Below are 12,999 nucleotides of genomic sequence, written 5' to 3'. Positions count from 1 at the left end.
CCTGAGCTGGGTCGATCTTGGACCGTCAATCACAGCCATACCCTAACTCAGGCATCCGCTTCTCGCATTACGGCCCCAATAGCGGCTCTTTAATTTCAAACATCCAATCCCCGTTTCCCTTCAGCCCTGCGCCGCCCTCTAAATCCGCTTCTCAAAAAAAGTGTCCGGGTACGGATCGTCGTTGAAGCGGTCGATCTCGGTCCAGCCGGTGCCGCGATAAAGCTGTTTTGCTTCCGGCAATGCGCTGTTGGTATCCAGACGAAGGATTTTGATGGTGAGGTCACGGGCAATGGCCTCGGCTGATGTCATCAGGCGTTTGGCGAGCCCAAGGCCACGCGCTGAAGGTGCGACCCAGAGCCTTTTGATCTCCGCGACATCGCCGCCGCTGCCTTTCAACCCGACGCATCCGACCGGCAGGCCATCCGACATGGCGACCAGGAACGCCCCGCGCGGACGGATCATGTCCTTGGCGTCGGGATCACGGGACAGCGATACATCAAAGCCGTTGTCGAAGCGGCGGGCGAGTTCGCCGTAATATTCGCCCAGACAGTACAGGGCGTCCTCATGGCGGGGATCTTTCTCCTCGAGCGCGATGTGGTCACGCCTCAGGGAACTGGCGACGATGTCCATGGCCCGGAGAAGGTGCTCCGGGCTGCTATGGCGTGTCAGGAATGTTTTCGCCTGGGCATTCGACAGGGCTTCATATTCTTGGAATTCGGAGCGGCCGGTATCGGTCAATCGCGCGACGCGGCGGCGCGCATCCTGTTGATCCGGCACCGTCTCGATCAGGCCTTCGTCTTCCAGACCGCGCAGCAGGCGGCTCATCAGGCCCGAATCGAGACTGAGATAATCGCGAATAGCGGCTATTTCGGATTGCCCCTGGCCGATCGCATTGAGAACACGAGCGGCGCCCAGCGGACGGCCGCGCCCAAGGAACGATGTGTCGAGAGCGCCGACTTCGGCGGTGACGGCACGGTTGAAGCGGCGAACGCGGGAGATAGGATCATGGGTCATATTGTCTGACTTAAGTCAGGTAATTGCCTCTGTCAATTTCGGTATGATCGAGCCCATGCGTTTTGGCTTGCTGGTATGGCAGGTGCGCCGCGAAACGGCCACTGGGTTCACACCTCTTCCAATCGCCCCGTTTTCCCTCTATACCGCGCACCGCACGCGCCGGCTTTGCCGGCCTTCACCGTACACCACCCGCATTCGTTGGCGGGACTGGACAAGGAAGAAAACATGTCTGACGCTGTTTCCCTTACATTTCCCGATGGTTCCGTCCGCGGTTATGCCGCTGGCACGACGGGACGCGAAGTTGCCGAATCGATCTCCAAGTCGCTTGCAAAGAAGGCCATCGCGATCGCGCTGGATGGTGAGCTGCGCGACCTGTCCGATCCCGTCGTCACCGGCAAGCTCGAGATCGTCACCCGCGAAGATGCCCGCGCCCTGGAGCTGATCCGCCACGATACCGCCCACGTCATGGCCGAGGCCGTGCAGGAATTGTGGCCCGGCACGCAGGTGACCATCGGCCCGGTGATCGAGAACGGCTTCTATTACGATTTTGCCAAGAACGAGCCCTTCACGCCCGACGATCTGCCGAAGATCGAAAAGCGGATGAAGGAGATCATCCAGCGCAACAAGCCTTTCACCAAGGAAATCTGGCCGCGCGACAAGGCGCGTCAGGTGTTTGCCGACAAGGGCGAAGCCTACAAGGTCGAGCTGGTCGATGCGATTTCCGCCGATCAGGACCTGAAGATTTACTATCAGGGCGACTGGTTCGATCTCTGCCGTGGTCCACATATGGCCTCCACCGGTCAGATCGGCAATGCCTTCAAGCTGATGCGGGTGGCCGGTGCCTATTGGCGCGGTGACTCAAACAACCCGATGCTGACGCGCATCTACGGCACGGCTTGGCGTACGCAGGAAGAACTCGACCAGTATCTGCATATCCTGGCCGAAGCCGAAAAGCGCGACCACCGCCGCCTTGGCCGCGAAATGGACCTGTTCCATTTCCAGGAAGAAGGCCCGGGTGTCGTCTTCTGGCACGGCAAGGGCTGGCGCGTCTTCCAGACGCTGGTTGCCTATATGCGCCGCCGTCTGGCTGGCACTTACCAGGAAGTCAACGCGCCGCAGGTGCTCGACAAGTCGCTCTGGGAAACCTCGGGTCACTGGGGCTGGTACCGCGACAACATGTTCAAGGTGACGGTCGCCGGTGACGAAACCGACGACGAGCGCGTTTTTGCGCTGAAGCCGATGAACTGCCCCGGCCATATCCAGATCTTCAAGCATGGCCTGAAATCCTACCGCGAACTGCCGATCCGGCTTGCGGAGTTCGGCAACGTTCACCGCTACGAGCCTTCGGGCGCGCTGCATGGTCTGATGCGCGTGCGCGGCTTCACGCAGGACGACGCGCATGTGTTCTGTACCGACGAGCAGATGGCGGCGGAGTGCCTGCGCATCAACGACCTGATCCTGTCGGTCTATCAGGATTTTGGGTTCAAGGAAGTCGTGGTCAAGCTGTCGACCCGTCCGGAAAAGCGCGTTGGCGACGATGCCCTTTGGGATCGTGCCGAAAGCGTCATGATGGACGTGCTGAAGACGATCGAACAGCAGTCGGAAGGCCGCATCAAGACCGGCATCCTGCCGGGCGAGGGCGCTTTCTATGGCCCGAAGTTCGAATACACGCTGAAGGACGCCATCGGCCGTGAATGGCAGTGCGGCACGACGCAGGTCGACTTCAACCTGCCGGAACGCTTCGGTGCCTTCTATATCGACAGCAACTCGGAAAAGACGCAGCCGGTGATGATCCATCGCGCCATCTGCGGCTCGATGGAACGTTTCCTCGGCATCCTGATCGAGAATTTCGCCGGCCATTTCCCGCTGTGGCTCTCGCCGCTGCAGGTCGTCGTCGCCACCATCACGTCGGAAGCCGACGATTACGGCCGTGAAGTTGCCGAACTGCTGCGCGATGCCGGTCTTCAGGTCGAGACCGACTTCCGCAACGAGAAGATCAACTACAAGGTCCGCGAGCATTCGGTCACCAAGGTTCCGGTGATCATCGTTTGCGGCATGCGCGAAGCCGAAGAGCGGACGGTCAACATCCGCCGCTTGGGCTCGCAGGCACAGACACCGATGACGCTGGACGACGCCATTGCCTCGCTGGTGTCGGAAGCAACGCCGCCGGATGTAAAGCGCAAGGCCGAACGCCGGAGCAAGGCTTCCGCCTGATCATTCGCTAAGTTGTGTATGATCTAATAAAGAAGGTGTGGCAGGACCGCACCTTCAGTCTATTGTCAGAAAACTGTAACATTCGCAGATTATCCGGATGACGCTGCTGCGCCTCTATCGGCGCAGCTTTCATGGAGCGGGGAACAACGTGCAGTTCAAAGAGCTGTCTTACGCCAACGAGAACGATCGACGGCTAAAACGTTGGTTTATCCGTTCCATGGAAGGGCTTGCCGGGCGCAATCGCTATGCCAGGCTCTACACGCAATGGCGCGATACAATCGTCGGCAAGAGCGACCGGATTTTCGGGGAAATGCTGGATCTGATCAATGTGCGCGTCCGCATCCAGGGCGAATGGCCGCCGCGCCATCTGCCGGATACCCCTGTTGTCATCGTCGCCAATCATCCCTTCGGCATCGGCGACGGCATTGCCGTTCTGTCGCTGGCCGAACAGCTTGGCCGCCCGTTCCGCGTGCTGATCAACAACGAACTCTTGAAGGTGCCGGAAATGGCGCCCTATTCGCTGCCGATCTCGTTTGAGGAAACCAAGGAAGCGCTGGCGATCAACATGCAGACGCGCCACGAAGCGGTGCGGCTGCTGAAGGAAGGCGTCACCCTGATCGTCTTTCCGGCCGGCGGCGTCGCCACGGCAAGAAAGGGATTCGGCAGGGCCGAAGACCTGCCGTGGAAGATGTTTCCGGCAAAACTCATCCAGACCGCCAAGGCAAGCGTTATCCCGATCTATTTCGAAGGCCAGAACGGCAGGCTGTTTCACCTAGCGAGCAAGGTGTCGATGACGCTGCGTATCTCGCTGTTGATCCGCGAGTTCCGCCGTCTTTCCGGTACGACGATCTCGTCGCGCATCGGCCAGTTGATTGCCTGGGAAGAACTGAGCGCCATTGCCGACCGCAAGGATATCCTGACGCGGATCTATGACGGCGTGTTCTGCATGGCACCGCCACGCCGCCGGTTTCTCAGCCGGGCGTCGTAACCGTTCAGTCCTGCGCGTCCGTGGCGCCGGAGGCTGGCTGCACGCCCTTGTCGTTGAGCAAGACCTCGACATCGGTATTAACGCCGGCCTTGACGGTAAAGTCACGCTGGAAAATTTTCTCGTTGTTGCGCGCGACCGCCGAATAGCCGCCTTCGGCCAGCACCAATGTCGGGAAAGCACCGACGCTTTCGCTGACGACGTCGCCCGACGAGGTCAGGATCGACCAGGCCGTATCTGCAATCGCTTCGCCGCCGGGTTCGGAGACAAGTTTCAGTGTCAGCTTGGCCGCGCGGTGCTGGATCGTCGCTTCTGTCAGTTTACCGGCTTCGACCTGGATATCGGCGCGAATGACTGCGTTGACCGAGCCATAGTTGGAAACGACGTGATAGGTGCCGGTGTTCAAACGAACGACCGTGTTGGGCTTGACGTCGGCAACCACGAGGGCGCGTTCGCCATCTTCTTTCGAATCAGCCGAAAAGATCGAAAAGCTCAGTTCTCCCGGCGGGATACGCACGTCGCTGCCGGAGACGGCATTGAGCATGACGCCACCGGCATCCAGCACCAGCACCTGCTTTTCAGGGAGGCCAGCGTCCGCCACCCGGATCTTGCGTGTCGCGCCGGCGCGGCCGAAGGCGACATTGACGAAGTATTCGCCGGGAATGAGCTGGAACGCGGCCGAGCCGCCTTCTGATGTCGCCACCAGCGGCAGCTTGCCGTCTGAACCGGGAATGGGATTGAAAACGCGCCAGGTCAGGCCCTGCTCGACGGCATTGCCCTTTTCCGTCAGATGCGCTTCCAGCTGGATGTCCTTTGCGGTCGGACCTTGCGTCGCGGCATCCGGGTTGGTCGGATTGAAGCTGTTGAGCTTTGGCATCTTCTTGGATGGAGCGGAGATCGCCGGAAAGGCCTTGAAGGGGTCGGCAAGCTCCTGCGCCTGCGGCGCACGGGCGCCAACTGTTGCAAGAACAAGCGCTATGACGAGAGCGCGAACATGACCGGCCTTGATGCGCATGGGGTGGTTGACATCCTGAGTGTGTGGCTCCACTTGAAACGCCGATATGGCAATTTCGTGGCTGCCTGCTTGGTGGCGGCGTGCGGTGGCAAACTAGTGGAAATGGACGGCGATGAAAACTGAAATCAGCCTGCGCGATTATCTGACAACCCGAAGGTCTATTCCAGCCTTTCAAATGAGCGGGCCTGGACCGGACACAGCGGAGATCGAAGAGATGCTGACGCTTGCCTCGCGCGTGCCGGATCACGGCAAGCTGGCGCCTTGGCGTTTCATCGTCTATCGCGGCGAGGAGCGGGTGCGTATCAGTGCCGAACTGGCAAAAATGGCGCTCGCAGCCAAGCCCGATCTTTCCGAAGAGATGATCAAGGTGGAAAACGCCCGCCTGTCGCGCGCGCCCGTCGTCGTCGCCGTCGTCAGCAAGGCAGCGCCGCATTTCAAGGTGCCGGAATGGGAGCAGGTGATGTCGGCCGGCGCCGTCTGCCTTAACCTGCTCATGGCTGCCAACGCGCTCGGCTTCTGCTCGAACTGGCTGACCGAATGGTATGCCTTCGATGAAAAGGCCTATCCGCTGCTCGGCGTTCAGCCCGGTGAAAAGGTCGCCGGCTTCATCCATATCGGCACGCCGCAGGTTCCGCCGACGGAGCGCCCGCGGCCGGAGCTTGCGGATATCGTCACCTGGGTTGGCGAGGACGCCTGATGTTTTATGCGACTGCGGAAAACGCCCATGGTCTTGCCCATGATCCGTTCAAGGCCATCGTTTCTCCGCGGCCGATCGGCTGGATCGGATCGAGGTCTGCCGATGGCAGCCTCAATCTGGCGCCCTATTCCTTCTTCAATGCGATCAGCGACGCGCCGAAAATGGTGATGTTCTCCTCGGCCGGCCGCAAGGATTCGGTCCGCAACATCGAGGAAACCCGTGAATTCACCGCCAATTTAGTCAGCTTTGACATCCGCGAAGCGATGAACGTCACGTCGGCTCCGGTGCCACATGGTGAGAGCGAATTCGCGCTTGCCGGATTGACGCCGGTCCAAGGCCAGTTTGTCCAAGCGCCCTTCGTTGCCGAAGCTTACGCCGCCCTCGAATGCAAGGTCACGGAAATCTTCCGGCCGAAAGCGCTCGACGGTACGCTGTCTGAAAACCACGTGGTCATCGGCCAGGTTGTCGGTATTCACATTCGTGACGAGGCGATCCGCGACGGGCGGCTTGACATGGCCAAGGTCCGGCCGGTCGGCCGCATGGGATACATGGACTATTGCGAATCCGGAGACGTCTTCGAAATGTTCCGGCCCAAACGCTAGGGCTGGCCGCTCAGGACGGCGACAGCGCCTCAAGCTGGGCGGCATTGCGCGCCACCACGCCGGAAAAACCATCGGCAAGAGCGATGTCGCGAGTGATCCGCGGGTCGCCATCCGCGCCTTTCAGCAGTTCATAACAGTCTATGCCTGCCTGCCTCGCCTTGATGACGGCGGCGCCACGGGCAAGGAGAAGCGGTGCACCCATCCTTGATGCCGCCGCGTTGAACGTTTGGCTTGCCGTCGCCTGTGTCACGCCGTTACCGTCGAAAATGATCGCTATCAGCCGGCGCGACACGTCTTTCAGGGAAGCTTGCGAGAGAAGAAACGCCAAATCCCCGCCAAGCTCGGCAACCAGTCCGATCGATCCCGCATCGATCCCGTGGGTGGCTTCCGCGACCCGCAGCATGACATCGAATTTCTGGATATCGGCGGCACCGCCGCAGCCGGAAAGCACAAAGCCATGCGGCCGCAGTGTCGCCAGTTGCCCGATCGCCGTCTGCCCGGCCTCGTCGTCTGGCCTGCCGACGCGAAGCAGCGTCGAGGCTGATTGCCGGTGTGTAATTATCCGCCGCGCCTGATCGGCTGCGCTCTTGGTTATCCAGTCCCCGCGGATATCGAGGATCACGGTCGATGCCCCGCCGGTGGCGGACTTTGGCGGCAGCGCATCCGGCGTTGCGCACATCATCGGCAGCGTGATTTCGAAGCGGTTAACGGACATGGTGAACCAATCTTAAACCTTTGATCGCTAACGTAACCGGCACCATGATTGGGCTGGTTGGTGTGTAGTGAGGCGTCGGTGATCATTCAAGCATTTCTTCGTTGGGTTGAAACCGCGAAAACCGGGGATCGGGTTCGCGCAGCGCAGGCGTTGGGCCGTGCCTATGTCGCGGCCGAAATGAATACGCTCGACGAACATGCGGCCGAAATGGCAATGACCTTTCTTCTCGATGATCCCTCGCCGAAAGTTCGGCTGGCGCTGGCCGAAGCCATTGCAGATTGCGCGCGCATTCCACGGACCATCATTCTGTCGCTTGCCGAAGACCAGCCTGAAACCGCCTATGCCGTCATTTCGCGTTCTCCTGTGCTCAACGATATGGATCTTGTCGATCTTGCTGCCAAGGGGACGCCGGAGACCCGCGCAGTCATCGCCGCCCGCCAGTCTATGTCACGCCCGGTTGCTGCCGCCATCGCCGAAATCGGCGGTGAGGAAGAGGTTCTGATCCTGCTTGAAAACGGGCAGGCGCGGTTCTCCTGCCGGACGCTGAAGCGCCTGAGTGACCGGCTCGGCCATCTCTGGTCGGTCCGCAATACGCTGCTCGACCGTGACGATCTGCCGGCCGATGCCCGGCATGCGCTGGTCGAAAAGGTCGGAACGGCCCTTTCCGGATTTGGCCTCGTGCAGGCCGCCATTGGCGAGCGCCGTGTCGAGCGGATCACCCGCGAAGCCTGTGACAAGGCGGCCGTCGGCATGGCCGGCGCTGCCCAACCTGATCAGATTCCCAATCTCGTCGAACATCTCAGGGTAACGGGACGGTTGACGCCAGCCTTCCTTCTGAACGCCCTGTGTTCCGGCAAGGTCGATTTTTTTGCTGCGGCCATCGTCAACCTGTCCGATGTCGCCGACAAGCGCGTGCGCTCGATCCTGTCGGATGGCCGTATCCACGCCATCCGGGCGCTGTTCGAAAGTGCGGGCCTTGGTCGCGATGTCAGCGCCCTGTTTGCCGAAGCCGTGCTGATCTGGCGCAAGGAAAACCGGGTTGGCTCGTCTACTGTGACGGCCACCATCTCTGCCGCCCTGTTGTCTAAACTGCGTGGCAAGAGCCAGGCCTCCGATGCGTCCGGCGGACTTGCCGGCCTCATCGAGAAGCTGACGATTGCCGAACAGCGCCAGACCGCCCGCGACTATGCATTGCTCGCTGCACGGGAAGCGGCCTGACCCTGGCTGCTTCTGCGCTGGCGCGTTGCAGAACAATCCGGACAGTCCGCCTTTGACACAGGGTGCCAAACCCACCATGTAGCTGATGAAGATCGGTGCGGCAGGTGCGGAGTGTGGCAATGAAGAACGATACGACAAGGCCGGTCGTTGTGACGGGCATAGGCGGTTTCCTCGGGGGTCACGTCGCCGCGTCTTTGCTGCGTGCAGGCTACGAGGTTCGCGGAACCCTGCGGTCGATGAAAAAGGCGCAGGCCATCGAGGCGGCGATCCGCTCGGTTGACGGCGCAATTCAGGGAAAGCTCTCCTTCGTTGTCGCGGATCTCACGGTAGACGCCGGATGGGATGATGCCCTTACAGGAGCTGGGCACGTCATCCATACCGCGTCACCTTTTCCCTCACGCGTTCCCAGGCATGAAAATGACCTCATTCTGCCGGCGCGGGAGGGAACGTTGCGCGTGCTGCGCGCTGCAAAGAACGCCGGTGTCAGCCGCGTGGTTCTGACATCCTCCATTGCCGCCATCAGCTATGGGGCGGGCAGGGCGCCTTTTTCGGAGACGGACTGGACCGATGTCGATGGCGTGCTTGCAACGCCCTACTACAAGTCGAAAACGCTGGCCGAACGCGCCGCCTGGGCCTTTGCACACGAACAAGGCCTTGAACTCGCCGTCGTCAATCCGGGCATGATCCTTGGACCCATCCTAGGCTCGGAGACAGGAACGTCGGTCGGTGTGGTAAAAAGCCTGTTGAAAGGCCGCTATCCCGCCATGCCGGATTTCAGCGTGCCTGTCGTCGACGTGCGCGATACCGCAGAGGCGCATGTTCTTGCCATGACGATACCAAAGGCTGCGGGCGAGCGCTTCATCATTGCGGGCGAGGCGCTGTCGATCAAGCATATTGCCCGGGTCTTGAAACGGGACTTTCCAGCCTACGGGAAAAAACTGCCGAAATTCGTTTTGCCCAACTGGTTGGCGGGCGTTGCCTCGCGCTTCGATCCCGGCCTGAAACTGATCGTCGCCGAACTCGGCCGCGACCAGCGCGTGTCGCATGAAAAGGCAAAGCGTCTGCTCGGCTGGAGGCCGCGTTCAGGGGACGAGGCAATCCGCGCCAGCGCTGAAAGCCTGATCGCTGCCGGGCTGGTATAGGGTTTACTTTGTAAACTTCCGGGCCACCCAGGAATAGCCGTCCTCGATATAGTGGACGGGTTTGGTCACCGCATTGCGCAGGTCCGAGGCGTCGGGCAGAGCTCCTGTCACCATCGCCAATGTCCGGCGCGGCAAGCTAGGCTGTTTCTGTTCGGTCGTGGGTGGTGTCGGGACGGCATCCTTCGTAACGGCATGCGCCTGATCGAGAGCAGGCTGCGTTGCGGGCACAGGCGCGGGATCCTTGGCGTCTGCCATCGTGTTGCCGGATGTTTCGCAGACCGCGACGATCACCGGATAATTGGCGTTGGAGAATTTCGGCAATTGTTTCTGTGATTCCGCATCGCAGACGGCAATGCTCTGCCACGTGCCGCTGACGGTCGAGACGTAGTGGCACTGGCTGACGCTATCGTCGCAGCCGAGAATTGTCATGACGATCAGGGCAGGAACCATCGTGGATATCTCTCCAATTCGGTGAAAAATCGTTCTGTAAGGAGCGATTCTGACTTCGCTGAACTAAGGGCCCGTTTGCTCCGGAAGTAAGGCAAAGTGGGGAAGGCTTGGAAACAATTTGTTTCTGCCGGTTGCTCTGAGTGAGGTTAGCCGCCGTACATGGCCAGATTTTCCGTCTGTCGTTTTCACTACCGTACTTTTAGGATTGACTGGAAACGGGATGAATCGATCTGCGAAGGAACAACGCCAAGTGACTCTGACCATTGAAAAAGAATCGCCGCGCCAGCCGGGCGTCCAGAACTTGCTTGATCAATCCGATGCCTACGCGCAATCGCTTTATCCGGCCGAAAGCAATCACCTTGTCGATGTCTCGACGCTGGAAAAACCGTCCGTCTCCTTTTTCGTCGCCCGCCATGAGGGAGAGGTCGTCGGCTGTTGTGCGCTGGTGGATGCTGGTGATGGCAGCGCCGAGATCAAGCGCATGTTCGTCGATCCGCAGGCACGTGGCCTGAAGATCGGCCGCAAGCTGCTCGAGCATCTCGAAGGCCATGGCCGCGGCGCCGGACTGTCGGCCATCCGGCTTGAGACCGGCATCTATCAGCCGGAGGCGATCGGCCTCTACAAGACCGCCGGCTATGTCGAGATTGGACCGTTCGGTTCCTATCAACCGGACCCGTTCAGCCTGTTCATGGAAAAGGCCATCGCCTGACGCAGAGCGAGGTTACTTCAGGGAAAACCGTTTCCGCTCCGTGAGTTGGAGCGGAAAGCTGAATCAATTCCACAATGTGTTGAATCGATCTGCGAAGGCTTTGAGCTAGATATCCAGGTTGTCGGCAAACACGGCACGTTCCTGGATGAAGCGGAAGCGGGCATCGGCCTTGGTGCCCATCAGGTTGTCGACGGCTTCGCGCGTGCCTTCGAAATCCACCTCGTCGATGGCGACTTTCAAGAGCGTGCGCTTGGAAGGATCCATCGTGGTTTCCTTCAACTGCGCCGGCATCATTTCGCCAAGACCCTTGAAGCGGCCGATCTCGATCTTGCCGCGGCCATTGAATTCCGTCTCGACCAGTTCCACCCGATGCGCGTCGTCGCGGGCGTAGAGCGTCTTTGCCCCTTGGGTGATGCGGTAAAGCGGCGGTACGGCCAGATAGAGATGTCCGCCGCGAACGAGTTCCGGCATTTCCTGATAAAAGAACGTGATCAGCAGCGAGGCGATGTGGGCACCGTCGACGTCGGCATCGGTCATGACGATGACGCGCTCATAGCGCAGGTCTTCCTCACGGTACTTGCTGCGCGTGCCGCAGCCGAGCGCCTGGACGAGATCGCTGATCTGCTGGTTGGCGCCGAGTTTTTCGCGGCCAGCACTGGCAACGTTGAGGATTTTTCCGCGCAAAGGCAGGATCGCCTGGTTGGAGCGGTTGCGCGCCTGTTTTGCCGAGCCACCAGCCGAATCGCCTTCGACAATGAAAAGTTCGGCCCCTTCGGCCGAATTCTGCGAGCAGTCGGCAAGCTTGCCCGGCAGGCGCAGCTTGCGCACCGCCGATTTGCGGGTGACTTCCTTTTCCTTGCGGCGGCGCACACGCTCGTCGGCGCGCTCGATGACCCATTCCAGCAGCTTGTGGGCTTCTTGCGGGTTATCGGCAAGGAAATGGTCGAAGGGATCGCGAAGCGCGTTCTCGACGATGCGCTGCGCTTCGACGGTCGCCAGCTTGTCCTTGGTCTGGCCGACGAATTCCGGTTCGCGGATGAACACCGACAGCATACCGGCGGCCGAGATCATCACGTCTTCGGTGGTCACAATCGCCGCGCGCTTGTTCTGCGTCAGTTCCGCATAGGCTTTGAGGCCCTTGGTGAGCGCGATGCGGAAGCCGGCTTCGTGCGTGCCGCCTTCCGGTGTCGGAATGGTGTTGCAATAGGAATGTACGATGCTGTCGCCACCATACCAGGTGACGGCCCATTCGAGCGCGCCATGGCCGCCGGTCTTTTCGGTCTTGCCGGCAAAGATTTCGCGGGTGACGGTGAATTCCTTGCCCATCGTTGCCTGCAGGTAATCCTTCAGGCCTCCGGGGAAGTGGAACACCGCCTTGTCCGGCGTATCCGTACCTTCGATCAGCGAGGGATCGCAGGACCAGCGGATTTCGACGCCGCCGAACAGATAGGCCTTCGACCGCGCCATGCGGAACAGCCGGGCGGGATCGAATTTGGCATGCGATCCGAAGATCTCCGGATCCGGATGGAACTTGACCTTCGTGCCGCGCCGGTTCTGCACGTCGCCCAGTTCTTCGAGCCCGCCTTGCGGAATGCCGCGCGAAAAGCGCTGACGATAGAGTTTGCGATTACGGGCAACCTCAACTTCGAGAATGTCCGACAGCGCGTTGACGACCGAGACGCCGACGCCGTGCAGACCACCGGAGGTCTCGTAGACCTTGCTGTCGAATTTGCCGCCCGCATGCAGGATGGTCATGATCACTTCGAGCGTCGACTTGCCCGGAAATTTCGGATGGTTCTCGACCGGAATACCACGGCCGTTATCGGTCACCGACAGGCAGCCTTCGGCGTCGAGATGGACGTCGATGAAATTGGCGTGTCCGGCAACAGCTTCGTCCATCGAGTTGTCGATGACTTCGGCAAACAGATGGTGCAGAGCCTTTTCGTCGGTGCCGCCGATATACATGCCGGGACGGCGGCGCACAGGTTCCAGCCCCTCCAGCACCTCGATTGCCGAGGCGTTGTAATCGCCGGCATCGGCCTTCAGCGCCGCCGGGGTACTGCTGCGCTGTTCCGCCACCGGCGCGGCGGCGGGCGTGGCAACAACCGGCTTTGGCACGACGGGATCCGTCGCAGGCTTCGGTACCAGGGGCATTGCTGAAAAGAGATCGTTGCTGTCGGTCATAGTCTGTTTTGATGTCTTTCCGTGGTGGCGGCTTCAGGCCCGGCCCAAGGTTCG

General features: G+C 60.5%; 12 protein-coding genes. 7 read left to right on the top strand and 5 right to left on the bottom strand.

Going from position 1 to position 12,999, the window contains the following annotated elements:
- Window positions 1–138: 138 nt before the first annotated feature.
- Window positions 139–1,014, bottom strand: a complete 876-nt coding sequence (locus tag ASD36_RS16780; protein WP_060505132.1) for a helix-turn-helix domain-containing GNAT family N-acetyltransferase — start codon at window positions 1,012–1,014, stop codon at window positions 139–141.
- A 225-nt stretch (window positions 1,015–1,239) separates the two neighbouring features.
- On the opposite strand from ASD36_RS16780, the gene thrS reads away from it, so the two are divergent.
- Both thrS and ASD36_RS16770 read left to right on the top strand, forming a co-directional pair.
- Window positions 1,240–3,228 carry a threonine--tRNA ligase gene (thrS, locus tag ASD36_RS16775; RefSeq protein WP_060505133.1) on the top strand — a complete coding sequence of 663 codons (1,989 nt, stop codon included), beginning with the start codon at window positions 1,240–1,242 and terminating at the stop codon, window positions 3,226–3,228.
- A 148-nt stretch (window positions 3,229–3,376) separates the two neighbouring features.
- Window positions 3,377–4,216, top strand: coding sequence for a lysophospholipid acyltransferase family protein (locus ASD36_RS16770; RefSeq protein ID WP_060505616.1), 840 nt, complete (start codon window positions 3,377–3,379; stop codon window positions 4,214–4,216).
- A gap of 4 nt (window positions 4,217–4,220) precedes the next feature.
- Here the strand turns inward: ASD36_RS16770 and ASD36_RS16765 are convergent, their stop codons facing one another.
- Entirely contained in the window at window positions 4,221–5,228 is a 1,008-nt protein-coding gene (locus ASD36_RS16765) for a hypothetical protein (RefSeq protein ID WP_060505134.1), read from the bottom strand.
- Window positions 5,229–5,340: 112 nt separating this feature from the next.
- On the opposite strand from ASD36_RS16765, the gene ASD36_RS16760 reads away from it, so the two are divergent.
- Together ASD36_RS16760 and ASD36_RS16755 are read left to right on the top strand one after the other, a co-directional pair.
- The gene (locus ASD36_RS16760) at window positions 5,341–5,925 is read left to right on the top strand and encodes a nitroreductase (protein WP_060505135.1); all 585 of its coding nucleotides are present in this window, start codon (window positions 5,341–5,343) and stop codon (window positions 5,923–5,925) included.
- Complete coding sequence (locus ASD36_RS16755) at window positions 5,925–6,527, top strand: flavin reductase family protein (protein WP_060505136.1); 603 nt, start codon at window positions 5,925–5,927, stop codon at window positions 6,525–6,527. Before ASD36_RS16760 ends, ASD36_RS16755 begins: the two co-directional genes overlap by 1 nt.
- Window positions 6,528–6,537: 10 nt before the next feature.
- Here the strand turns inward: ASD36_RS16755 and ASD36_RS16750 are convergent, their stop codons facing one another.
- Window positions 6,538–7,242, bottom strand: a complete 705-nt coding sequence (locus ASD36_RS16750; RefSeq protein ID WP_060505137.1) for a hypothetical protein — start codon at window positions 7,240–7,242, stop codon at window positions 6,538–6,540.
- A gap of 78 nt (window positions 7,243–7,320) precedes the next feature.
- Here ASD36_RS16750 and ASD36_RS16745 point away from each other — a divergent pair, with 78 nt between their 5' ends.
- Both ASD36_RS16745 and ASD36_RS16740 read left to right on the top strand, forming a co-directional pair.
- Window positions 7,321–8,460, top strand: coding sequence for a DUF2336 domain-containing protein (locus ASD36_RS16745; RefSeq protein WP_060505138.1), 1,140 nt, complete (start codon window positions 7,321–7,323; stop codon window positions 8,458–8,460).
- Window positions 8,461–8,579: 119 nt separating this feature from the next.
- Window positions 8,580–9,602 (top strand): aldehyde reductase, encoded by a 1,023-nt coding sequence (locus ASD36_RS16740; protein WP_060505139.1) that lies wholly within the window; start codon window positions 8,580–8,582, stop codon window positions 9,600–9,602.
- A gap of 3 nt (window positions 9,603–9,605) precedes the next feature.
- Here the strand turns inward: ASD36_RS16740 and ASD36_RS16735 are convergent, their stop codons facing one another.
- Window positions 9,606–10,052, bottom strand: coding sequence for a hypothetical protein (locus tag ASD36_RS16735; protein ID WP_060505140.1), 447 nt, complete (start codon window positions 10,050–10,052; stop codon window positions 9,606–9,608).
- Between the two features lie 250 nt (window positions 10,053–10,302).
- On the opposite strand from ASD36_RS16735, the gene ASD36_RS16730 reads away from it, so the two are divergent.
- Window positions 10,303–10,761 carry a GNAT family N-acetyltransferase gene (locus ASD36_RS16730; RefSeq protein WP_244489846.1) on the top strand — a complete coding sequence of 153 codons (459 nt, stop codon included), beginning with the start codon at window positions 10,303–10,305 and terminating at the stop codon, window positions 10,759–10,761.
- A 105-nt stretch (window positions 10,762–10,866) separates the two neighbouring features.
- On the opposite strand, the gene parE is transcribed toward ASD36_RS16730, so the two are convergent.
- The gene (gene parE / locus ASD36_RS16725) at window positions 10,867–12,945 is read right to left on the bottom strand and encodes a DNA topoisomerase IV subunit B (RefSeq protein ID WP_060505142.1); all 2,079 of its coding nucleotides are present in this window, start codon (window positions 12,943–12,945) and stop codon (window positions 10,867–10,869) included.
- Window positions 12,946–12,999 lie beyond the last annotated feature (54 nt).

The organism is Rhizobium sp. Root1334 (assembly GCF_001426665.1).
GTDB lineage: Bacteria > Pseudomonadota > Alphaproteobacteria > Rhizobiales > Rhizobiaceae > Pararhizobium.
This window is presented reverse-complemented; position numbering and strand designations above follow the sequence as displayed.

Coding starts and splice junctions, on each gene's coding strand:
- ASD36_RS16780 (WP_060505132.1), bottom strand. CDS start 1,014: ATGACCCATGATCCTATCTCCCGCGTTCGCCGCTTCAACCGTGCCGTC.
- thrS (WP_060505133.1), top strand. CDS start 1,240: ATGTCTGACGCTGTTTCCCTTACATTTCCCGATGGTTCCGTCCGCGGT.
- ASD36_RS16765 (WP_060505134.1), bottom strand. CDS start 5,228: ATGCGCATCAAGGCCGGTCATGTTCGCGCTCTCGTCATAGCGCTTGTT.
- ASD36_RS16760 (WP_060505135.1), top strand. CDS start 5,341: ATGAAAACTGAAATCAGCCTGCGCGATTATCTGACAACCCGAAGGTCT.
- ASD36_RS16755 (WP_060505136.1), top strand. CDS start 5,925: ATGTTTTATGCGACTGCGGAAAACGCCCATGGTCTTGCCCATGATCCG.
- ASD36_RS16750 (WP_060505137.1), bottom strand. CDS start 7,242: ATGTCCGTTAACCGCTTCGAAATCACGCTGCCGATGATGTGCGCAACG.
- ASD36_RS16740 (WP_060505139.1), top strand. CDS start 8,580: ATGAAGAACGATACGACAAGGCCGGTCGTTGTGACGGGCATAGGCGGT.
- ASD36_RS16735 (WP_060505140.1), bottom strand. CDS start 10,052: ATGGTTCCTGCCCTGATCGTCATGACAATTCTCGGCTGCGACGATAGC.
- parE (WP_060505142.1), bottom strand. CDS start 12,945: ATGACCGACAGCAACGATCTCTTTTCAGCAATGCCCCTGGTACCGAAG.